This window comes from Nocardia sp. NPDC004068, assembly GCF_042874315.1.
Lineage (GTDB): Bacteria > Actinomycetota > Actinomycetes > Mycobacteriales > Mycobacteriaceae > Nocardia.
This window is the reverse complement of sequence record NZ_JBIAMW010000008.1, coordinates 12,621-32,357: the sequence shown is the minus strand read 5'-3', so window position 1 is coordinate 32,357 and position 19,737 is coordinate 12,621. Positions and strand designations below refer to the sequence as shown.

Sequence of the window (19,737 nt, the reverse complement as noted above, 5' to 3'; positions counted from 1 at the left end):
GATTCAGCCGTCCAACCGCCCGGCGATACCGTCCAGCAGCGTCCCCAACCCGAACTCGAAAACCGCCTCCGCCGTCGACCGCGAATCGTTCGGCTCCTGCGGCGCGTCGCTCAGCATCGCCAGCATGGCGGGGTACCGCTCCGCCCGCCCGTACCGGCGGATCATCTCCGGATCGAGCACCGGACCCACATGCCCGCCCACGTCCCGCCCGAGCGCCGGATCGATCTCCAGCCGCGCCACGCCGCCGACGAACGCGTTCACCGACATGACGGCCTCGATCGCGACGCCGGGCGGCGATCCGGACGCCAGGAGCACCGCCATCGGCGCCTCTGCCCACGCGGCCTCGTTCGGCCCCATCCACCGATTGCTCGAGCCGACCCCGAGCACCCACGGATGATCGCGATACAGCTCCCGCGTCCGCCGGGCCCAAAGGTCCAGTGCCGCACGCCAATTCCCGGACGGCAGGTCCAACGGAACGGACATGGTCGAGTCGAGCATCAACGCGACGAGGTCGTCCTTGCCCGGCACATGCCGATACAGCGACATCGTCGCCGCACCCAACTCGCTCGCCACCCGCTGCATCGATAGCGCGCCGATCCCCTCCCCGTCCGCGATCGCGACGGCCGCGTCCACGATGCGCTCCAGGCTCAGTCCGGGCCGGGGACCTCGGCCGGAGGGCTGCTTGCCCGTCCACAGCAGCCGTGCGACCCGAGGGAGTTCATCGCTCATGCTCGCTCCTCACCACTATTGCGTATAACATACGCCTATGCGTATGCAATACGCAGAAGATCCCACGAACCTGGATGGCACTCATGGCGACACCGACAAGAATCCCGAATCCCCCTGCGCCCCAGACGAATACCCGACGCTGGTGGCAACGCCCCTGGGTGGGACCGCTGCTGGTCCTCACCGTCGCGTTCGTCGCGTTCTCCCTGCCGCCCTATCTGACCCTGGACCGGACGCGCTCCCGGATCCCGGTTTCGCCCCGCACTACCCGCTGCTCGTCCTGCACGTCGTGTGCGGATCGATCGCCATTCTCAGCTGCGGTTTCCAGGTCTGGCCGTGGTTCCGCCGCAGGTATCCCGCACTGCATCGGCGGTTGGGCCGCTGGTACGTGTTCGCGGGCGTCCTCCCCGCCGGACTCGCGGGTTTGGTCATCGGCGCGACCAGCCCGTTCGGGCCCGTGGCCCGCGTCAGCAATGTCATGCTCGCCGCCCTGTGGCTGACCGTCACCGCGACGGGCTGGCGCATGGCTCGTCGTCGGCGCTTCGCCGAACACCGGCGCTGGATGATCCGCAGCTTCGCCCTGACCCTGTCGATCATGCTCAATCGCGTCCTGGCCGCCGTCCTCGTGGTGATCTTCGATCCCCAGCTGGAGACGACCTTCCACGGCGACGAGAAACTGATGACCCAGACCGTCGCCGGAATCGGCACCTGGCTCGGCTGGACCACCTGCCTCCTGATCGCCGAATGGTGGATCGAACGCGGCCTGCGCACTCAGCGCGTCAGCGCCTGAGTCCCCAGCACGATGGCGAGCTCCAGCCGCTCGGCGTCCTCGGTGCCGGGCTCGGCGGTGTAGACGGTGACGCGCAGATCGTCCTGGGTGACGATCAGCGTGTCGCAATCGAGGGTGATTTGACCGACCGCCGGATGGTCGATGGTCTTGCGCCGCGCCGGATCACCCGGGGGCGTCGGGTTCTCGGCCTCCCACAGTTCGGCGAATCGCGCACTGCCCGAGGACATCTCGGCGATCGATCGGTGCAACGACCGATCGGCGGGATAGCGCGCCGCCGTCAACCGCAGATCCGCGACGAGCCGGGCCTCGTGCTCGGCCTGCTCCCGAGCCGTGTGCACGACCCGGGACGGCATCCGAGTCACATTGCGCCACACGGCGTTCCGCTCCAGCCCCCGCCAGCTCGTGGTATCGCCCATGAGCGCGTCGTACGGCGCGTTGGCCAGCACCAGCGTCCACCCGGCGTTGTACACGACCACGGGCGTGTGCGACAGCCGATCCAGCAGCCGCTGCACGCTCGGGGTGATCCGTGACGGCACCACATCCGGGCCGGGCGCGGCCAAACCCGCCAGCCGGTACAGCAGATCGCGGTCGCCGTCCGGCGCCCGCAGCGCCCGGGCCAGCGACTCCACCACCTGGGCGGACGGCGCGGTCGCGCGCCCCTGCTCGAGCCGGGTCAGATAGTCGGCGGAGATGCCCGCGAGCCCGGCGAGTTCCTCGCGGCGCAGTCCGCTGGCGCGGCGGCGCGGACCCACGGGAACCCCCACGGCCTCGGGCGGCACCCGGTCGCGCAACCGGCGCAGCGTCCGGCCGAACTCCCACGCTTCCATGACCCCAGTGTGCTCACGCCCCACCGCGACTGTCCTGGCCCTGCCGGTCCTACGAAAACCGGACGACTCCCCACGGATCGAGCACGGCCGCACGCTGATTCCATGACCGATCCCGGAACAGTCCTCATCACCGGCCCCACCCGCAACCTCGGCCGCCACACCGTCCTCGCCATGGCCGACCGTCCCCGCGACCGACGCCCCGACCTGCTGCTCGTCGGCCGCGCCGGATCCGATCTGACCGCGGTGGCCGCCGAGGCCCGAGACCGCGGCGCGACGGTCCACGAGATCCCCTGCGATCTGGCGAATCTCGCCGACGTCCGCGCTGCCGCGGCCACCGCCCGCGACCTGCTCGGCACCGGCGCCGTCCGACCGCTGCACGCCCTGATCGCCAACGCGGGCATCATCTCCACCGACACCCGCCGGGCCACCCCCGACGGCTACGAGACGACCTTCGCCGTCAACTATCTCGCGCACGCCCAGCTGATCGCCGACCTGCTCGGCGAATTCACCGCCCCCGCCCGCATCGTGCTGCTCGGCTCGAACACCTACCACGCCAACGTCTGGCGCAAACTCCTGCACGTCCCCCCGGCCGCCTGGGCCGACCCCGTCGACCTCGCCCGCCCGGCCACCACCGCCCCGAGCGCGACCGCCTCCGGCACCGCCTACTCCAACGCCAAACTGGCCGTCCTCTACTACGCCCACGAACTCCAGCGCCACGCCCCCGACGGCGTGAATGTGACCGTCTTCGAACCGGGTTGGATGCCCGGCACCGCCCTGAGCCGCGGGACCCCGAAGCCCGCCCAGATGATCGGTCGCGCGCTGGCCCGCGTCCCCGGCGTCTCCACCCCGCAACGCTCGGGTCCCCTCCTCGCCGCCCTCGCCCTCGACGACCGCTGGGCCCACCTACGCGACGGCGCCTTCGTCGTGAAATCCGTTGTCGCCGAGCCACATCCGATCGCCACCGACCGCGAACGCGAACGCCGCCTGTGGGAGGCGACCGCCGAACTGCTGCGCCATCGGTCTCACTCCCCCAGCTCCCCGTAGGGCACCACCTCCCTCGTGCGGGTTCGAACACCGCCGGGTGCCGCGGTTACGCCCCCGACAGGTACCCGAGCACCGTGCGGGTCTGGTGGTCCGCGCCGAGTTGGTTGGGGTGGAAGGGGACCGCGAGGCCGGGCGGGTTGATCGACAGCGGGATCAGGCCCTCCACCCAGCGGACTCCGGGCGGCTGGCAGGCGTCGTGACCGAAGCTGCCGGAGTAGGTGTCGACGAAATCGACTCCCGTACTCGAGGCGACCCGTGCCAGCATCCGATCGAGTTCGATGAGCTTGCGGCCCAGCCAGGCCGCGTCGCTGTCGGAGATCGGGATGACCGGGAAGCAGCCGCCCTCGGTCGGGGCGCCGCGGAAGTAGTCGATCAGGAGGATGCGGGCGCGCGGCGAACGCGCCTTGATCCCGGCGATCGCGTCGACGACCTTGGGTTCGGCCGCGGCGATATTCGCCGACATCTGATCGACGCCGTCGACCACGAGCGCGTCCTGGCAGGGCGTCGCGCGCGGATTCACGGTGAGGCAGCGCTCGACGGTCGAGGCCAGGTGCGCGTCGTCGCCGCCGATCTCGAGGGTCACCAGATCCGTTGCGGGAGTGAGCCGATCGAACTGGGGCGCGTTCGTGCCGTCACGCGTGGTCTGCGCCGAGGTGAGCTCGTTCGTCGTCGCGCCCTCGCACGAGGCGTCCTGGAAACGCGCCACATGCAATGTCGCCGCGATCTGCTTCGGGTAGTTGTGGCGGCTCTGACCGCATCCGAGCGGGGCGTATTCGGCGGTGCCCTGGCTCAGCGTGAAATCCGCGGCCCACGAATCACCGAGGGCCACATACTCTTCGAACGCTCCCTCGGCGTGCGCCGGACCCGCGAGCACGCTCACGACGGCCGCCGACGCGGCGACCGAGGACAGCAGCCGGGTCTTGAACACCGACGAACTCCTCCCCCGGAAAATCGCACGAAACCGGACCGCCTTGCGGCCCGAGCATACCCGGCGTACCGATGACCGGTAGTCTCGTCCTGGATGGTTAGTGTGTCCGCCCCCGCTCCGACGAAGTCTCCGGCCCGCTCTCTGCGCCGTCCGCTGTGGCTGATTCCGCCGCTGCTGGTCGTGGTCGCGGTCTACTGGTTGACCCATCCCAGCTATCCGCTGACCGCCATCAGCCGCGAATTCATCGATCTCCAGGTCTATCGCCTCGGGGTGCAGGCGTGGTGGCACGGCGGTGACATGTACGGCTCGCTGCCCAAGACGACGATCGGCATCAGCCTGCCGTTCATCTATCCCCCGTTCGCCGCACTGGCCCTGGGCCCGTTCGCGATGCTGGCCTGGCATCCGGCGAATATCGCGTTCTTCGTGGTCTCGACGCTGGCCCTCGCGGTGACGCTCTATCTGGTCGCCCGGCGGATGTGGCGGGGCAACACCGAACTCGTGCTGTGGGCGACGGCCTGCGCGATCCCGTTGGGAATGCTGCTCGAACCCGTACACTCCACGCTCGACTTCGGCCAGGTCAACCTGCTGCTCATGGTCCTGGTGGCCGCCGACTGCCTGGCACAGCGCCCGAAGTGGCGGCGCGGCATGCTCATCGGCATCGCGGCCGCGATCAAACTGACCCCGGCCGCGTTCGTCATCTACTTCCTGGTCCGCAAGGACTACCGGTCCGCGCTCACCGCCGCGCTCACCGGGGCCGCCGCGACGCTGCTGGCCTTCGCGGTCATGCCGCACGAATCCGCGCGGTACTGGTTCGGCGGCATGGGCAATGTCTCCGGGCTGAGCGGTTCGGCCTTCCACACCAACCAGTCGATCCAGGGCGTGCTGTCGCGTTTCCGGGTGCCCGAACCCGCGTTCACCGCGCTGTGGCTGCTGTTGTCGGCGATCGTGCTGGCGCTGGTCGTGACGGCCATGCGCCGCGCCCACGACGAGCCGGCGCTGATGCTGGCGTTCAACGCGATCTTCACGCTGCTGGTCTCGCCGATCTCGTGGTCGCATCACTGGGTGTGGATCGCCCCGGCGCTGCTGGCCGGTGTCGGCGTGGCCGCGCGGCGTCCGCCGCGGTCGGCGCTGCCGTGGTTCGCGGTCCTGGCCGCGACCGCGACCGTCTTCGTCATCGGCCCGCAGAACTGGGAACCCGGCGACAACAACCGCGAATTCGATTGGACGCCATGGCAACACCTCGTCGGTGACACCTACGTCTGGTTGAGCGTGCTGCTGGTGGCCCTGTTCGTCTTCGGCACGCGCCGCGCCGCCTCCGCACCGGAACCGGACCCCGCCCGCACGTGAGCGACGGGACCGCCGATCGCCGCCTGCTGCGCGGGGCCCGCTCCCGCCTGGCGATCACCCGCCGCGCGGCCGAGATCGCGTCGGTGGACGGACTCGACGGCGTGAGCTTCGGCCGCCTCGCCGACGATCTCGGCATCAGCAAGGCGGGCATCCAGACCCTGTTCCGCACCAAGGAACAGCTGCAACTGGCCACCATCGAGACCGCCCGCGCCGTCTTCCTCGACGAGGTCGTCACTCCCGCCCGCGACCTCCCGCCCGGCCTCGCCCACCTGCGCGCCCTCATCGAGAACTGGCTCGGCTACGCCGAACGCCCGGTCTTCCCCGGCGGCTGCTTCTGGACCGCCACCCTCGCCGAATTCGACTCCCACCCCGGCCCGGTCCGCGACGCCCTGGTCCACCGGCGCGACCAATGGCTGACCCTGCTCCGCCACCACCTCGAAAAGGCCACGGCCGCAGGCGAACTCGACGACACCGACCCCGAGCTGGCCGCCGTTCAGCTCGACAGCATGCTCAACGCCACGAACATCGCCCTGCGCCTGGACGACCGAACCAGCGTCCGGCTGCTCCGCCGCGGGGTGGACGAACTCCTGCGCCCGGCTCCTCGACAGACCCGCCCCCATCATGGACTATAAGTAAGATCAATTTGCTATCGGTTTCCCGCACGCGTTCGGCAGGAGGAAATGCGATGAGCAGTACCTTGTCCCACGGTGGTGGCCGGACGAGGCGGTGGGCGTCATGACCGCGCCGCGGATCTTCAATGCCGGACCGCCCATCGGGGTGGGCGGGCAGCCGACCATCACGCTGGTCGAGGCCAGCACGTTCTGTCTGTCCGATCAGCTGGGGGACATTCGGCCGGGCGGACCGCAGGGGCTGTACTACCGGGACACCCGGGTGCTCTCGCGATGGGAGGTGCGGGTGGACGGGCATCCGCTGGAACCGTTGACCGTGCAGGCGGCCGAGGCGTTCAAGGTGCGGTTCGTGCTGCGCAAGCCGCCGCGGGCGGGACTCGCCGACAGCACCGTCATGATCGAGCGGCGCCGACTCATCGGCGAGGGTCTGACCGAGATCCTCACCGTGCACAACCTCGGCAACGAGGACACCGCGCTCACCATCACCGTGCACGCCGACGCCGACTTCGCCGACCTGTTCGCGGTGAAGGAGGGGCGCACGCATCTGGGCAGCGCCGACGCCGTGGTGGTCGGCGAGCAGCTGCGGCTGTCCGATCACAACGACAACGGCCGCGGCCTGCTGCTCACCGCGACCGGACAGCCGCAGGTGCTGCCGGGCGCGATCACCTGGCGGGCCCTGGTCCCCGCGCACGGCGAGTGGAAGACCACGCTGCTGGCCCAGCCCGTCGTCAACCATCATCCGGTCCGCATGTCGATCACCGAGGAGGACAACCCGGCGCGGCGGATGAAGGCGTGGCGCGCCTCGTCGACCAATCTGACCGCCTCCGACGCCGGATTCACCCACGTGCTGCGGCACACCGAGAGCGATCTGGGCGCGCTGCGCATCGAGGGCACGCCGCGCGGCGACGAGGACGGCGACGGCCCCCCGGCGTACGTGGCCGCGGGCGCGCCCTGGTTCATGACCCTGTTCGGCCGCGACAGCCTGCTCACCTCGTGGATGGCGCTGCTGCTGGACAGCGATCTGGCCGTCGGCACGCTGCGGCAGCTGGCCGAATTGCAGGGCCGCACGGTCGATCCGCTCACCGAGGAGGAACCGGGCCGCATCATGCACGAGATGCGCCGCGGCCCGGCCGGGGACCGGGTGCTCGGCGGCAGCGTCTACTACGGAACCGTCGACGCCACACCGCTTTTCGTGATGCTGCTCGACCAGTGCCGCCGCTGGGGCGCGGACGGCGCCGTCGAGGAACTGCTGCCCGCCGCCGACGCCGCGTTGTCGTGGATCGACCACTTCGGCGACTGCGACGGCGACGGGTTCGTCGAATACCAGCGCAAGACCGATCGCGGGCTGGCCAACCAGGGCTGGAAGGACAGCTTCGACGCCATCAACGACGTGTCCGGTCATCTGGCCGAGGCGCCGATCGCGCTGTGCGAGGTGCAGGGTTACGTCTACGCCGCGCGCATGGCGCGGGCCGCGATGGCCGAGGCGCGCGGCGACACCGACACCGCCGAGCGGCTACGCGACCAGGCCCAGCAGTTGCGCAAGCAGTTCGACGAGGCGTTCTGGATCCCCGAATCCGGTTGGTACGCACTGGCTCTCGATCACCGCAAGCGCCGCGTCGACTCGCTCACCAGCAATGTGGCGCACTGCCTGTGGACGGGCATCGTGCCCGACGACCGCGCCGCGCAACTCATCGAGCAACTGTCCTCCCCCGCCATGAGCGACGGCTTCGGCCTGCGCACCCTCGCCGCGAACATGGGCGCCTACAACCCGATGAGCTACCACAACGGTTCGATCTGGCCGCACGACACCGCGATCGGCGTCGCCGGGCTGCTGCGCTACCGGCATCTGCCCGGCGCGATCGAACTGGCCGAACGGCTGGCCGAGGGATTGATCGACGCGGCGCTCGCCTTCGACGGCCGGCTGCCCGAGTTGTTCTGTGGTTTCCCGCGTGATCAGTTCCGCACGCCCGTGCCCTATCCCACGTCCTGCTCCCCGCAGGCGTGGGCGTCGGCCACGCCGCTGCTGCTGGTCCGGTCGTTCCTGGGCCTCGAACCGAACGTCCCCGGCCGCGAAATCGCCTTGGCCCCTTGCCTTCCCGAGCGCTGGGGCAATATGGTGCTGGCCGATCTGCGCCTCGGACCGGTCTCGGTGACCATCGAGGCCGAGGGCACCGACGGTCGTGTGCACGGCCTGCCCGCCGACTGGACGCTCACCGATTGGACCGGGCGGCATCCGGTCAGCGTCGCACCGATGGATTCGGCCGAGGGTGAAGGGGTATGTCGCGCACAGGAGGTGTGACATGCCGAAGGAATGGACGGCGAAGCAGGAGCGCCAGTACGAGCACGTCAAGGATTCGGCCCGCGACCGCGGGGCGAGCAGCGGCCGGGCGAAGGAGATCGCGGCCCGCACGGTCAACAAGAACCGCGCCCAGTCCGGTCAGTCCCGCACCGCCAGCCGCTCGTCCACGCAGGACAAGTCCCCGCAGAGCCGCGGCGGCCAGCGCTCGGGCACCAATCGGCCCAAGGGCCCGACGCGCGACCAGCTCTACAACGAGGCGCGCCAGCGCGGCATCAAGGGCCGGTCCCGGATGACCAAGGGCCAGCTGCAAAAAGCCCTGGGTAAGTAGGCCCCGAAACCGGGCGGGCTACACTCGGCCTCGTGCGAAGGTCCGGGCTGGTCCACCATGCGCGGGGGTTGGGGTCACACGATCACGTCTGCTGGAGCTTCGAACGGCCCGACGAGTTCCGGCTCCGGGCCCGCGAATTCCTCGCCGACGGGCTGCGGCTCGGCGCCCTGGTCTGGTACGTGGCCGCGGGCGACGCGGCCGAATTGGCCGGGCACCTCGGCGAACTCGACGGGTGGGCCGACGCGCTGCGCGACGGCCGGGCCCGCGTTGTCTCGGTCGAGGAGGTCTATCCCGCCGGACATTCGGTCGATCCCGAGGCCCAGGTGCGCGTCTACGCCGAGGCGACCGAGGCCGCGCTGGCCGCCGGGTACACCGGATTGCGGATCGCCGCGGACGCCACCTCGTTGGTGCGCACGCCCGCCCAGCTCGCGGCGTTCGCGCGGTACGAGTGGCTGGTGGATCGCTACATGGCGACCCGGCCGTTCTCGGCGATGTGCGCCTACCACAGCGCGGAGCTGCCCGAGTCGACCCTGACCCAGCTCGCCTGTCAGCATCCGAATGCCAACGCGGCCTTCGGATTTCGCTTGTTCGGCGCCGCCGCGCATTCCGCCGCGCTCGGCGGCGAACTGGATACGCTCAGCCGCACGCTGTTCCCCACCGTGCTGCGGCAGGCCGCGCCCGCACCCGAGGACGGCCGGTTGACGATCGACGCGACGAACCTGCGGTTCCTCGACCACCACAGCCTGCTCCGACTCGCCGAGTACGCCGCCGCGCGGGACGCCCGCCTGGTGTTGCGGACCGGCTGGCCCGGCGCGGCGCGGCTGGTGGACGTGTTGGAGATGGACGTGCAGGTGGAGGAAGTAGCATGACCCCGACATTCGTGCATCCCGCACTCTTCTACGGGTCGGACGAGGAGTACCTGGACGGGCTCGTGCCGTTCCTGACCGAGGGCGACGGGCCCGCCGCCGCGGCGGTGCCGGGCGATCGACTCCGGCTGCTGCGCTCGGCGCTGGGCAATGCCGCCGACGACATCACCCTGATCGATATGCGCGAGGCCGGACGCAATCCGGGACGGATCATCGCCGGGGTGCTGCGCGAATTCGCCGACGCCCACCCCGATCGGCACGTGCGGATCGTGGGCGAGCCGATCTGGGCCGGGCGCGACGAATGGGAGTATCCGGCGTGCGCGCAGCACGAGGCGCTGATCAACTTCGCCTTCGTGGAACGCGACGTGACGATCGTATGCCCTTACGACACAACGACTCTCGACGACGTCGCGGTCGCCGACGCCCGCCGGACCCATCCCGAGATCTGGGCGGCCGGGCGGCGCTACGACAGCCCGGACTACGAGCCCGACGCCGTCGTCGACCGGTACAACCAGCGACTGTTCGCCTTCGACGACCTGCCGGACCTGGTCGTGGCCGCCCCGGCCGACGTGGCCCGCGCCCGGCACACGGCGGCGGACCGCGCCCTGGGACTGGGCCTGTCGCCGCGCCGCGTACCCGATCTCGAACTCATCGTCACCGAACTGGCGACCAACAGCCTCGAACACACCGACGGCCACTGCGAACTCCGCCTGCGCCGCGAGGGCGACTACCTGGTCTGCGAGACCCGCGACCCGGGCCACATCACCGACCCCCTCGCCGGCCGCCACCCACCGCAGCCCGGCCAGTTCGGCGGACGCGGCCTGCTCCTGGTCCATCGGCTCGCCGACCTGTTCCGCACCTACTCGAGCCCCGAGGGCACCACCCACTACGCCCTGCTCCGCCTCGCGGACTGACGCGGGGCGACAACCGACTCCCGGTCGGGTTCCGCCGCCACACCGCCCTCACCAGCCCTGTTACCCCGAGTAACAATCATCACCCCCCAATTGGGGCGTATCACAACATTCTCGGCCCGCTTTTGGACTACCGTGCTAACACACGGGCCGTCCCTTCGGCTCGTACTCGCCCCAATTCAGCCTGGGGCGATCTCGGATAGTCGGCGCCGCCGCATCAGCGCCCGCGGCGGCGCCGACGCCCGGAGGCTAGCGCGGTCCCCGAGCCGAGGGGTCCTTCCGCACCACCACGGCCACGACCACAGCGCCCGCCGTCACCGTGACCAACGCCGCCACCCGCAACGCGGAGACCGCCCCGTCGGTGAAGGCGTCGACGATCGCGGCCCCGCGGTCCGGGGCCACCGTGAGCGCCTGCGCCACCGTGCGCGGAGTGTGGCCCGAGATCATCGGCAGTCGCCGGGTGAACGTCGCGGTCAGCACGGTGCCCACGACGGCGACGCCCAACGCGCTGCCCAATTCCCTTGTGGCCGACTGCAATCCGCCCGCCACCCCGGCCCGCTCGACCGGCAGGGCCGCGGTGAGTTCGGCGGTCAGGCAGGGCAGCGCCAGCGTGATGCCGATGCCGATCACCACCAGCCAGGCCGCGTAGGCGGGGTAGGGCTGGCGCGCGGCCGTGGACAGGCCGAACAGGCCCAGGCCGGTGGCCAGGAAGGCCGCGCCCAGCGTCGCCGGGACCCCGATCCGCCGCACCAGTCCCGGAACGTAGCGCGACCCGGCCAGCAGCGGCAACGACAGCGGAAGCACCCCGAGCCCGGTCAGCAGGACCGGATAGCCGCGGCCGTACTGCAACAGCGAGGCATTGAGATAGAACAGGCCGAAGCTGCCGAAGAACGTTACCAGCATGCCCAGGCACGCGCTGGCGAGCAGTGGGATCCGGAACAGCCGCGGATCGAGCAACGGTGCGGGCGAACGGATTTCGACCGCCACCCACAGCGCCCCGAGCACACCGCAGCACGCGAACGCGCCGAGCACGACACCGCTGCCCCAGCCCCGTTCGGGACCCTCGATGATGCCGACCAGCAGCGCCACCGTGGCCGCCACGAACAGCACCGTGCCCACCGGATCGAGTCGGCGGTAATGCCGGGCACTGCGCGGCGCGACCAGACCCACCCACAGCGCGCAACCCAGGGCGATCGGGACGATCGCCGCGAACAGCCCCCGCCACGACCCGGCGCTGAGAACCGTTGCGCCACCGACGTTTCCGAGTAATCCGCCGATCCCGGTCATCGCGGCCCAGACCGCCAGCGCGCGGCCCCGACCCTCGGGCGCGGTCGCGTGCACGAGCACACCCAGGGCGTTCGGCAGAACCAGCGCCGCTCCCACACCGGTGATCGCCCGCCCCGCCAGCAGGAGCACGACATTCGGTGCGAGGGCCGAAACCGCCGCTCCCGCAGCGAAAGTCAGCAGACCGGCCAGCAGCGCGCCCTTGCGCCCGAACCGGTCCCCCGCCGCGCCACCCGGAATCACCAGGCACGCGAAGACGACGATATAGGCGTCCACGATCCACAACAGCTGCGCCCCGCTCGGCCGCAACCCGCTCGCCGCGACCATCGGCACCGCCAGATTGATCGCCGCCACCAAACCCACGACCAGGGCCGTACACGCACACACGCACGCGAGAACCGATCCGGAGCGCGGCGGGGACCCGACCGGCTCACGCATCGGCGTACGCTCCCGCCGCGATCTCGCCGAAAGACGGTTTTCGAATACACGCATCGATGTGACCTCCTCAGAAATACGAGTCATAGTGTCTCGAAACGAGAGCATATAACGAGTCACGGTGTCTCGCTATAGTTGTGACGTGGACGACGCGCGCGGTCGAGTGGGCCGCCCCCGCAGCGAACAGGCGCGGGTGGCGGTGTTGCAGGCGGTCGACGACCTGCTGGTCGAGATCGGTTACGCGGCAATGACGATGAAGGGCATCGCCGAACGGGCCGGGGTCGGACGGCAGACGGTGTACCGCTGGTGGTCGACCAAGGCGGAGATCCTGTTCGAGGCCGGTGCGGCCGACGCCGAGCAGGAGTTGGCGATCGAACCCGCGGGGTCGCCCCTCGACGATCTCACCGCCTACCTGGAGGCGCTGGTCCGCTTCCTGTGGCGGTCACCGGCCGGGGCTGCGTACCGCGCGCTGCTCGGGGAGGCCCAGCACGATCCGGCGGTCGCGGAATTGCTCGCGGGCAAGGACATTCTCGGCGACAGCGCGCGCGTGGTCATCGAACGGGCCCTTCCGGATTCGCGTATGCCGATCGAGCGGGCCACGGCGTTGCTGATCGGGCCCACCTTCTTCTGGGTATTGAGCGGCCGTGACCCCGCCGGGCTCGACGCGCGCACGCTGGCGGAGGACTTTCTGCGTCAGGTGTGAGATGTTCGGGCCCGGCTCGACATCTCGGCCGAGCTGGACGTGATGACCGACCATCCCGGCCACGGGTCGGCGACCTGATGGTCGCGTTGCGAAACCTCAGGGTCGGGATGCCGCGGGAAGAGCACCGGCGGCGGGTCGGCGCTGGTTGTCGGTGGTCGATGCCAGACTCGTGCCCATGCGATGTGCACTGGCCGAGACCGGCGACGGCGGGGCGCGGCTGTGCCCGGTCGACGCCGACGGGCGAGCCGCGGGGCCGGTGGTGGTCGAGCCCTCGCTCGTCGAGGCGGTGCGGGCGCGGCCGGAGGTCGAGCGGTGGGTGTGGCGGTCGACGAGTGCGATCTATCGGCGGCTGCTGGCCGCGGGGGTACGGGTCGAGCGCTGCTACGACGTGGAGGCCGCGGAGGCGCTGCTGATCGGGCACGAGGAGGGGCAGTCGGGCCAGGCGCGGTCGCTGGCGGCGAGTTGGGCTCGGCTGCACGGACTTCCGGTCCCGGCCGACGGACCCGCCCGCGCGGCGCAGACCCAGCCGTCGCTGTTCGAATCCGGCCCGGTGCCGCTGCCCACGGGCACCGACGAACTGGACGCGCTGCTCGAGGTCTACGCCGGGCAGCTGGCGCGGACCGCGCGGACCGAACATCCGGAGCGGATGCGGCTGCTGCTGGCGGCCGAATCGGCGGGAATGCTGGTCGCGACCGAGATGTCGCGCACCGGCATCCCGTGGCGCGCCGACATCCATCGCGAGCTGCTGGATTCCCTACTGGGCGAACGCTTTCCGGGCGGTATGGAACCGCGGCGGATGGCGGAGCTGGCCGAGGAGGTGTCGCGGGCCTTCGGCGCGCGGGTGCGGCCCGATCTGCCCCAGGAGATCATCAAGGCGTTCGGGCGGGCGGGAATCCTGTTGTCCTCCACCCGCAAATGGGAGCTGCAACGGGTCGAGCATCCGGCGGTGGAACCGCTGCTGGCCTACAAGACGTTGTATCGGCTCTACACCGCGCACGGCTGGTCCTGGCTGGATCAGTGGGTGCACGACGGCCGCTTCCGGCCCGAATATCTGCCCGGCGGAACGGTTTCGGGCCGCTGGACCACCAACGGCGGTGGGGCGCTGCAAATTCCGAAGATCATCCGGCAGGCGGTGCGCGCCGATCCCGGGTGGCGGCTGGTGGTCGCCGACGCCGACCAGATGGAACCCCGTGTGCTGGCGGCGATCTCACGCGATCGCGGTCTGATGGAGGTGGCCGGGCGCGGGGAGGATCTGTACGCGGACCTGGCGGCGCGCGACTTCGACGGCGACCGCGATCAGGCCAAGATCGCGATGCTGGGCGCGATGTACGGACAGACCTCCGGCGACGCGCTGAAACACCTCGCCGAACTGCGCCGCCGCTATCCGGCCGCGGTGGCCTACGTCGACGACGCGGCCCGCGCGGGCGAGGAGGGCCGTCTCGTCCGCACCTGGCTGGGGCGCACCTGTCCGCCGGTGGACGGGGAGCTCGCCGCCGCCGCGGCGCGGGCGCGAGGGCGGTTCACCCGCAACTTCGTGGTCCAGGGCAGTGCGGCCGATTGGGCGCTGTCGTTGCTGGCGACATTGCGGCAGTTGATCTTTAGGGCCGGGTCGCGGGCCGAACTGGTGTTCTTCCAGCACGACGAGGTGATCGTGCACTGCCCGGCCGAGGAGGCCGAGACCGTCGCGGCGGCCGTCACGACCGCGGCGGAGGCGGCGGGGCGGCTCACGTTCGGGCCGACGCCGGTGCGGTTCCCGTTCACCACGGCGGTGGTCGAATGCTATTGGGACGCCAAGTGATGTGTGCGGCCACCTTGGCCGGGTAGCCGTCGAGCATGGTTGCTTCCGCTCCTCTCCCGCAAGACCGGACCGGCGCGCCGATGCGGGCCGTGGTGACCGGATCCGATTCCGGCATCGGCGCGGCGATCGCGGTGGCCCTCGCGGGCGGCGGCGTCGACGTCGGAATCACCTTCCACCAGGACGAGACCGGCGCCCAGCGCACCGCGGATCAGGTGCGCGAACAGGGCGTCCGCGCGGCGATCCGGCACCTCGATCTCACCGATCCGCCCACCGCCGCGGCCGTCGTCGACGAGCTGGCCGACGAGCTCGGTGGCATCGATGTCCTGGTCAACTGCGCGGGCACCGGCTCGGCGCAGAAGGCGATGGATATGGATTTCGACACCTGGCGGCAGGTGCTGTCGGTCGATCTGGACGGCGCGTTCCTCTGTTCGCAGCGCGCGGCCCGGCGCATGATCGACGCCGGGCGGGGCGGCCGGATCGTCAATATCACCAGCGTCCACGAGCACGCGCCCCGCGTGGGCTCGGCCCCCTACTGCGCCGCCAAGGCCGGTCTGGGCGCCCTCACCAAGGTGCTCGCCCTCGAACTGGCCGAACACGACATCACCGTGAATTCCGTTGCGCCAGGCGAGATCTCGACCCCCATGACCAGCCAAGAGGACACCGACCCCCGCACCGAATCCCGCCCCGGCATCCCCCTCGGCCGCCCCGGCCACGCCAAGGAGGTCGCCGCCGTCGTAGCCTTCCTCACCACCCCCGCCGCCAGCTACATCACCGGCGCCTCCTACGTCGTCGACGGCGGCATGCTCCTCATGGGCCCCCAAGCCAGCAGCACCCTCGACACCCACAAATGGCGCACCCCTTGAAAGGTCCACCAACCCCAGCCGCACCCTTTATTCGAATCCGCACCCCTTCCATAGCTCTGAAAGGGGTGCGGATCCGAATAAAGGGTGCGGCTGGGTTGCGTTAGGGGGTGGGGGTCTTGTCGGGGTTCCAGGTGGCGATGGCCCAGATGACGACTATGTCGAGGGCTATGACGAGGATGGACCACCAGGGGTAGTAGGGGAGCCAGAGGAAGTTGCCGACGATGGACAGGGCGGCCAGGGTCATGGCGGCGACGCGGCCCCAGGTGGTGCCGGTGGCGAGGCCGATGGCGGCGACGATGAGCAGGATGCCGAGAACGATGTGGATCCAGCCCCAGCCGGTGACGTCGAGTTCGTACAGATAGTCGGCGCCGGCCACGAACAACTGGTCGGAGGCCACCGCGGAGATGCCCTCCAGAATGGACAGGACCCCGACGGTGATGAGCAGGACCGCCGCGCCGAGCGAGACCCCGGCGGCGACCGCGTTTCGTGCTCCGGGTCGTGATGCGTGTGTCATGAGCGAGACTCCTTCGCGAGTACCCGATCAGGCGAACGATCAGCTATCCCACATCATGGCACGCGAGGCGACCGCCCGGTCCGCAATCAGGCGATCGGTTCCGGACCCGGCGGAGTGGGCAGTCCGAGCCGGGAGTTCAGCCGGAACGCCCCCCGCCGCCCGTGGAACACGGCCATGAGCAAGGCCCCCGCCAGACCGCTCACGCTCCCCGCGACCGGATGATCCGGCAGCCCGGCCCACACCCCGAACCCGGCGGCGAGCGCGAGCCCGAGAACCCCCGCGACCGCATTGCGCAGCGGATCATTGCCCCAGACATTCGGAAACGGCTCGCCCACCATGCCTTTCACGAAATGCGGCACGGCATTGGCCCCCATGAGCCCGGCCAGGGCGGACAGCAGGATCGTATGCCACACGGCGATCACCCTCACTCTCGGTCAACAAGCGTAGACCGAAGCTAACACCTCGCCGCCCACCCAGTCAACGCGCGTAGACTGACCGGATGAGTTCCCGTCGCGCCGAGCAACGTAATCGCACCGAGGCCCGCATTCTGACCGCGGCCCGGAAGCTGTTCGCCGAACTCGGCTACGACCGAGCGACCATCCGCGCGATCGCCGCCGAGGCCGACGCCGACCCGGGGCTCGTCATGCGCTATTTCGGCTCCAAGGACGACCTGTTCGCCCGCGCGGCGGCGTTCGGCGACGACGACCACGTGACCGGAACCCCCGAGCAGGCGGCCGAACAACTGCTGACCGCACTCGAACACAAACTCGCCGACGAACCCACCGAGGCGCTCGCGGCGCTGCGCTCCATGTTCACCCACCCCGACGCCCTGAGCGAGGTCCGCTCGGGCATGGTCGCCCGGCAGCGCCAAGCCGCGGGCCACCTCGCGCCCGACGACGCGGACCTGCGCGCCGGACTCCTCGGCGCGGTCACCATCGGCGCGGTCATCGCCCGCCACCTGCTGCGCCTGGACGGAGTGGCCGATGCCGAACCGGAACGGGTGACGGCGTTGCTGCGGGGGGCGTTCCACGAAATCGCTTACGGCTCAATACGTTCCGACGATGCCTGACCGAACGTTCGGCCACGAGGCGAAAGTCGTTGCGGTGGAGGACCATTGTCGATATCGCGGGCCAGCGGCCGACCATCCCCGCCGACGAGACCGTCAAGCCGGGCGGCGACGGATTCCACGCATCGACGCGGGCAGAATGGGAGCGTGAACGCGCCAGCCGATCCGGTCCCGACCCGGGCGACCTCGCCCGAGGCCCAGCTCAGCGCGCTGCTCGGCCCGCTGCGCCGGGCGGTGCTCCGACAGACCCGGGCCGCCGCGGATCTGCCGGATCTGCCGGAGGCGCAGATCGAATTGCTGCGGCTGCTCGTCGCCACCGACGGCCTGCCGCCGAGCCGCGCGTCCAGCGAATTGAAGGTGGCGCAGTCGACGATCAGCAATCTCGTGCGGGCCATGACCACCGCGGGACTGATCGAGCGGCGCCCCCTCCCCTCGGACGGTCGGGGAGCGCTGCTCGTCGCCTCGCCGCGTGCCCGCGATCTCCTCGCGCGCTACGACCGGGCCAGTTCGGCCATGCTGCGCGAGGTCCTCGGCGACCTGCCCGCCGCGGACCGGCGAGCCATCGAGGACGCCCTGCCCGCCCTGCGACGCCTGCTGGCCGCGCTGGCCGAAAAGTGACATCGCTCGAATTCGTCACCCGATACCCATGGCTCGAACGCCGGTGTGCCGCTACCCTTTCGCCCTAATACTTTTGCATCAAAAGAAGCAGGAGCGGGACATGGGCGTCTCCATTCCGGCAGCGCGTCGGCGACCTTCGGCCTGGCTGTGGTCCCTCGTCGTGATCCTCGGCCTGCTCACGGCGGCCGTGCCCGCGACCGTCGGCGCGGCCCCCGGCGACGCGCCGGTGACGACCGTGAGCGGTGGCGAGATCAGCGGGCGGCGCGCCGACGGTATCGTCCAGTATCTCGGCGTGCCCTTCGGGGCGTCGACCGCGGGCGAAAACCGTTTCGCGCCACCACGACCCGCTCCCGCCTGGACCGGAACCCGTCCGGCCGTCGAGCACGGCCCGGCCTGTCCGCAGGCCCCCACCCTGCCGACCGGCGCGCCGCTGTGGCCGTCGAGCGAGGATTGCCTGAACATCGACGTCTACGTCCCCGACCATCCCGCCGACGCCAAACTGCCGGTGATGGTGTGGCTCTACGGCGGCGCGTTCGTCCTCGGCGCGAACTCCCAATACGACTCGCCCGCACGGCTCGTGCGCGACGGGCAGGTCATCGTCGCCATCCCCAACTACCGCGTCGGGCCGTTCGGCTTCCTGGCGCTGCCCGAACTCGCCGACGCCGACGGCGGCGCGACCGGCACCTACGGCACCCTCGATCAGCAGGCCGCGCTGCACTGGATCCGGGACAACGCGGCGGCGTTCGGCGGCGACCCGGACAATGTCACGCTGTTCGGCGAGTCGGCGGGCGGCATGAGCGTGTGCACCCAGCTCGCCTCCCCGCTGGCCCGCGGCCTCTACGCCAAGGCGATCGTCCAAAGTGGCTCCTGCGCCCGTAGTCCGCTCGCACCGCCGAGCAAGGAGGTCGCCTACCAGCGCTCGGCCGACTACGCGGCCGCGCTCGGATGTGCCGATCCCGCAAGCCGTTCGGCATGCCTTCGTGCCTTGCCGGTAGGCCGCCTGCTGGACTCCCCCACCACCTCGCTCATGTCGATGAACGTCACCTGGACGCCGATTCTCGACGGCGTCGTGCTCACCACCGACCCCGAGACGGCCCTCGCGAACGGCGCCGCCCGCGACATCCCCCTGATCACCGGCAGCAATACCAACGAGGGCGCGACATTCATCGCCCTGCTGGACTACACCCGCGGCGCCGTTCCGACCGACAGCGACTACCTGGCCTGGCTGCGCACGGAATTCGGCGCCGATACCGATCGTGTCCTCGACCGATACCCGCTGTCGGCCTTCGCATCCGCCACCGAGGCCAAGCGACAGGTGATCACCGACGGATTCTTCGCCTGCCCGTCCCTGTTCGTGTCCCGGGCCGCGCGCCACGGCGGTGGACGGGTCTGGCAGTACCAGTTCGACGACGCGCCCTTGGGCCAGAACCCGGTGCTGCCCGGCGCCTTTCACGCGGCCGACGTGCTGTACGTCTTCTCCGGCGGCGTCGGCCTGCCCTACCCGCTTCCACCCGTAGCCGATCAGCTCTCCCGCCGTATCCAGCAGAGCTGGGCCCGATTCGCCTACACCGGCGATCCCGAGACGCCCGCCTTCACCCCGTGGCCCGCCGAACCCGACCGCACCCTCGAACTGAGCGGTGACCGCGTCCTCGTCGGCGACGGTTTCGAGGGTCAGCATCACTGCGATCTGTGGTCGGAGATCGGACATATCGGGTAGATCGGTACACCCCCTACTGGTTCGGGGTAGATTTGCCGCCGTTC

Annotated in this window: 20 protein-coding genes; 14 read left to right on the top strand and 6 right to left on the bottom strand. The window is 70.5% G+C overall.

What is annotated here, in order from left to right:
• Positions 1-3: 3 nt before the first annotated feature.
• Entirely contained in the window at positions 4-729 is a 726-nt protein-coding gene (locus ACFYTQ_RS20865; protein WP_387363198.1) for a TetR/AcrR family transcriptional regulator, read from the bottom strand.
• A gap of 286 nt (positions 730-1,015) precedes the next feature.
• Here ACFYTQ_RS20865 and ACFYTQ_RS20860 point away from each other — a divergent pair, with 286 nt between their 5' ends.
• A complete protein-coding gene (locus ACFYTQ_RS20860) occupies positions 1,016-1,516 on the top strand; it encodes a DUF2306 domain-containing protein (protein ID WP_387363195.1) in 501 nt (166 codons plus the stop codon).
• Here the strand turns inward: ACFYTQ_RS20860 and ACFYTQ_RS20855 are convergent.
• Complete coding sequence (locus tag ACFYTQ_RS20855) at positions 1,498-2,343, bottom strand: helix-turn-helix transcriptional regulator (protein ID WP_387363192.1); 846 nt, start codon at positions 2,341-2,343, stop codon at positions 1,498-1,500. The two genes, ACFYTQ_RS20860 and ACFYTQ_RS20855, sit on opposite strands and share 19 nt — an antisense overlap.
• 102 nt (positions 2,344-2,445) lie before the next feature.
• Here ACFYTQ_RS20855 and ACFYTQ_RS20850 point away from each other — a divergent pair, with 102 nt between their 5' ends.
• Positions 2,446-3,387 (top strand): SDR family NAD(P)-dependent oxidoreductase, encoded by a 942-nt coding sequence (locus tag ACFYTQ_RS20850; RefSeq protein ID WP_387363189.1) that lies wholly within the window; start codon positions 2,446-2,448, stop codon positions 3,385-3,387.
• Between the two features lie 46 nt (positions 3,388-3,433).
• On the opposite strand, the gene ACFYTQ_RS20845 is transcribed toward ACFYTQ_RS20850, so the two are convergent.
• Positions 3,434-4,315 carry an SGNH/GDSL hydrolase family protein gene (locus ACFYTQ_RS20845; RefSeq protein ID WP_387363186.1) on the bottom strand — a complete coding sequence of 294 codons (882 nt, stop codon included), beginning with the start codon at positions 4,313-4,315 and terminating at the stop codon, positions 3,434-3,436.
• A gap of 93 nt (positions 4,316-4,408) precedes the next feature.
• On the opposite strand from ACFYTQ_RS20845, the gene ACFYTQ_RS20840 reads away from it, so the two are divergent.
• The 6 genes from ACFYTQ_RS20840 (at position 4,409) to ACFYTQ_RS20815 (ending at position 10,698) form a co-directional block, all read left to right on the top strand.
• On the top strand, positions 4,409-5,662 hold the full coding sequence (locus ACFYTQ_RS20840) for a glycosyltransferase 87 family protein (protein WP_387363184.1): 1,254 nt from the start codon (positions 4,409-4,411) through the stop codon (positions 5,660-5,662).
• Positions 5,659-6,294, top strand: a complete 636-nt coding sequence (locus tag ACFYTQ_RS20835; protein WP_387363181.1) for a TetR/AcrR family transcriptional regulator — start codon at positions 5,659-5,661, stop codon at positions 6,292-6,294. The genes ACFYTQ_RS20840 and ACFYTQ_RS20835 overlap by 4 nt, the downstream gene beginning before the upstream one ends.
• 103 nt (positions 6,295-6,397) lie before the next feature.
• Positions 6,398-8,590 carry a glycogen debranching N-terminal domain-containing protein gene (locus ACFYTQ_RS20830; protein WP_387363178.1) on the top strand — a complete coding sequence of 731 codons (2,193 nt, stop codon included), beginning with the start codon at positions 6,398-6,400 and terminating at the stop codon, positions 8,588-8,590.
• 1 nt (position 8,591) lies between these two features.
• Positions 8,592-8,918 carry a plasmid stabilization protein gene (locus ACFYTQ_RS20825; RefSeq protein WP_387363175.1) on the top strand — a complete coding sequence of 109 codons (327 nt, stop codon included), beginning with the start codon at positions 8,592-8,594 and terminating at the stop codon, positions 8,916-8,918.
• Positions 8,919-8,950: 32 nt separating this feature from the next.
• A complete protein-coding gene (locus tag ACFYTQ_RS20820; protein ID WP_387363173.1) occupies positions 8,951-9,787 on the top strand; it encodes an MEDS domain-containing protein in 837 nt (278 codons plus the stop codon).
• Positions 9,784-10,698: an anti-sigma factor RsbA family regulatory protein gene (locus ACFYTQ_RS20815; RefSeq protein ID WP_387363171.1), complete on the top strand. Its 915-nt coding sequence runs from the start codon at positions 9,784-9,786 to the stop codon at positions 10,696-10,698. The genes ACFYTQ_RS20820 and ACFYTQ_RS20815 overlap by 4 nt, the downstream gene beginning before the upstream one ends.
• A gap of 246 nt (positions 10,699-10,944) precedes the next feature.
• Here ACFYTQ_RS20815 and ACFYTQ_RS20810 read toward each other — a convergent pair whose 3' ends face one another.
• Complete coding sequence (locus tag ACFYTQ_RS20810) at positions 10,945-12,417, bottom strand: MFS transporter (protein WP_387363168.1); 1,473 nt, start codon at positions 12,415-12,417, stop codon at positions 10,945-10,947.
• A 139-nt stretch (positions 12,418-12,556) separates the two neighbouring features.
• Here ACFYTQ_RS20810 and ACFYTQ_RS20805 point away from each other — a divergent pair, with 139 nt between their 5' ends.
• From ACFYTQ_RS20805 to ACFYTQ_RS20795, 3 genes are all read left to right on the top strand, one after another.
• Positions 12,557-13,117 carry a TetR/AcrR family transcriptional regulator gene (locus ACFYTQ_RS20805; RefSeq protein WP_387363165.1) on the top strand — a complete coding sequence of 187 codons (561 nt, stop codon included), beginning with the start codon at positions 12,557-12,559 and terminating at the stop codon, positions 13,115-13,117.
• A gap of 175 nt (positions 13,118-13,292) precedes the next feature.
• Positions 13,293-14,915, top strand: coding sequence for a bifunctional 3'-5' exonuclease/DNA polymerase (locus tag ACFYTQ_RS20800; RefSeq protein WP_387363162.1), 1,623 nt, complete (start codon positions 13,293-13,295; stop codon positions 14,913-14,915).
• A gap of 35 nt (positions 14,916-14,950) precedes the next feature.
• Positions 14,951-15,778 carry an SDR family oxidoreductase gene (locus ACFYTQ_RS20795; protein WP_387363159.1) on the top strand — a complete coding sequence of 276 codons (828 nt, stop codon included), beginning with the start codon at positions 14,951-14,953 and terminating at the stop codon, positions 15,776-15,778.
• Between the two features lie 100 nt (positions 15,779-15,878).
• On the opposite strand, the gene ACFYTQ_RS20790 is transcribed toward ACFYTQ_RS20795, so the two are convergent.
• Together ACFYTQ_RS20790 and ACFYTQ_RS20785 are read right to left on the bottom strand one after the other, a co-directional pair.
• Positions 15,879-16,292, bottom strand: coding sequence for a hypothetical protein (locus tag ACFYTQ_RS20790; RefSeq protein WP_387363156.1), 414 nt, complete (start codon positions 16,290-16,292; stop codon positions 15,879-15,881).
• A gap of 86 nt (positions 16,293-16,378) precedes the next feature.
• On the bottom strand, positions 16,379-16,705 hold the full coding sequence (locus ACFYTQ_RS20785) for a hypothetical protein (protein WP_387363153.1): 327 nt from the start codon (positions 16,703-16,705) through the stop codon (positions 16,379-16,381).
• 86 nt (positions 16,706-16,791) lie between these two features.
• Here ACFYTQ_RS20785 and ACFYTQ_RS20780 point away from each other — a divergent pair, with 86 nt between their 5' ends.
• The 3 genes from ACFYTQ_RS20780 to ACFYTQ_RS20770 all read left to right on the top strand — a co-directional run bounded on the left by ACFYTQ_RS20780 (position 16,792) and on the right by ACFYTQ_RS20770 (position 19,693).
• Positions 16,792-17,361: a TetR/AcrR family transcriptional regulator gene (locus tag ACFYTQ_RS20780; RefSeq protein WP_387363150.1), complete on the top strand. Its 570-nt coding sequence runs from the start codon at positions 16,792-16,794 to the stop codon at positions 17,359-17,361.
• Positions 17,362-17,505: 144 nt separating this feature from the next.
• Entirely contained in the window at positions 17,506-17,976 is a 471-nt protein-coding gene (locus tag ACFYTQ_RS20775) for a MarR family winged helix-turn-helix transcriptional regulator (protein WP_387363147.1), read from the top strand.
• 100 nt (positions 17,977-18,076) lie between these two features.
• Positions 18,077-19,693, top strand: a complete 1,617-nt coding sequence (locus tag ACFYTQ_RS20770) for a carboxylesterase/lipase family protein (RefSeq protein ID WP_387363144.1) — start codon at positions 18,077-18,079, stop codon at positions 19,691-19,693.
• The last annotated feature ends 44 nt before the right edge of the window (positions 19,694-19,737 follow it).

Bases quoted from the DNA above. Each gene is read 5' to 3' on its own strand.
- ACFYTQ_RS20865 (WP_387363198.1), bottom strand. From the start codon at position 729: ATGAGCGATGAACTCCCTCGGGTCGCACGGCTGCTGTGGACGGGCAAG.
- ACFYTQ_RS20770 (WP_387363144.1), top strand. From the start codon at position 18,077: ATGGGCGTCTCCATTCCGGCAGCGCGTCGGCGACCTTCGGCCTGGCTG.
- ACFYTQ_RS20850 (WP_387363189.1), top strand. From the start codon at position 2,446: ATGACCGATCCCGGAACAGTCCTCATCACCGGCCCCACCCGCAACCTC.
- ACFYTQ_RS20840 (WP_387363184.1), top strand. From the start codon at position 4,409: ATGGTTAGTGTGTCCGCCCCCGCTCCGACGAAGTCTCCGGCCCGCTCT.
- ACFYTQ_RS20855 (WP_387363192.1), bottom strand. From the start codon at position 2,343: ATGGAAGCGTGGGAGTTCGGCCGGACGCTGCGCCGGTTGCGCGACCGG.
- ACFYTQ_RS20825 (WP_387363175.1), top strand. From the start codon at position 8,592: ATGCCGAAGGAATGGACGGCGAAGCAGGAGCGCCAGTACGAGCACGTC.
- ACFYTQ_RS20790 (WP_387363156.1), bottom strand. From the start codon at position 16,292: ATGACACACGCATCACGACCCGGAGCACGAAACGCGGTCGCCGCCGGG.
- ACFYTQ_RS20830 (WP_387363178.1), top strand. From the start codon at position 6,398: ATGACCGCGCCGCGGATCTTCAATGCCGGACCGCCCATCGGGGTGGGC.
- ACFYTQ_RS20795 (WP_387363159.1), top strand. From the start codon at position 14,951: ATGGTTGCTTCCGCTCCTCTCCCGCAAGACCGGACCGGCGCGCCGATG.
- ACFYTQ_RS20800 (WP_387363162.1), top strand. From the start codon at position 13,293: ATGCGATGTGCACTGGCCGAGACCGGCGACGGCGGGGCGCGGCTGTGC.
- ACFYTQ_RS20815 (WP_387363171.1), top strand. From the start codon at position 9,784: ATGACCCCGACATTCGTGCATCCCGCACTCTTCTACGGGTCGGACGAG.
- ACFYTQ_RS20810 (WP_387363168.1), bottom strand. From the start codon at position 12,417: ATGCGTGAGCCGGTCGGGTCCCCGCCGCGCTCCGGATCGGTTCTCGCG.
- ACFYTQ_RS20780 (WP_387363150.1), top strand. From the start codon at position 16,792: ATGAGTTCCCGTCGCGCCGAGCAACGTAATCGCACCGAGGCCCGCATT.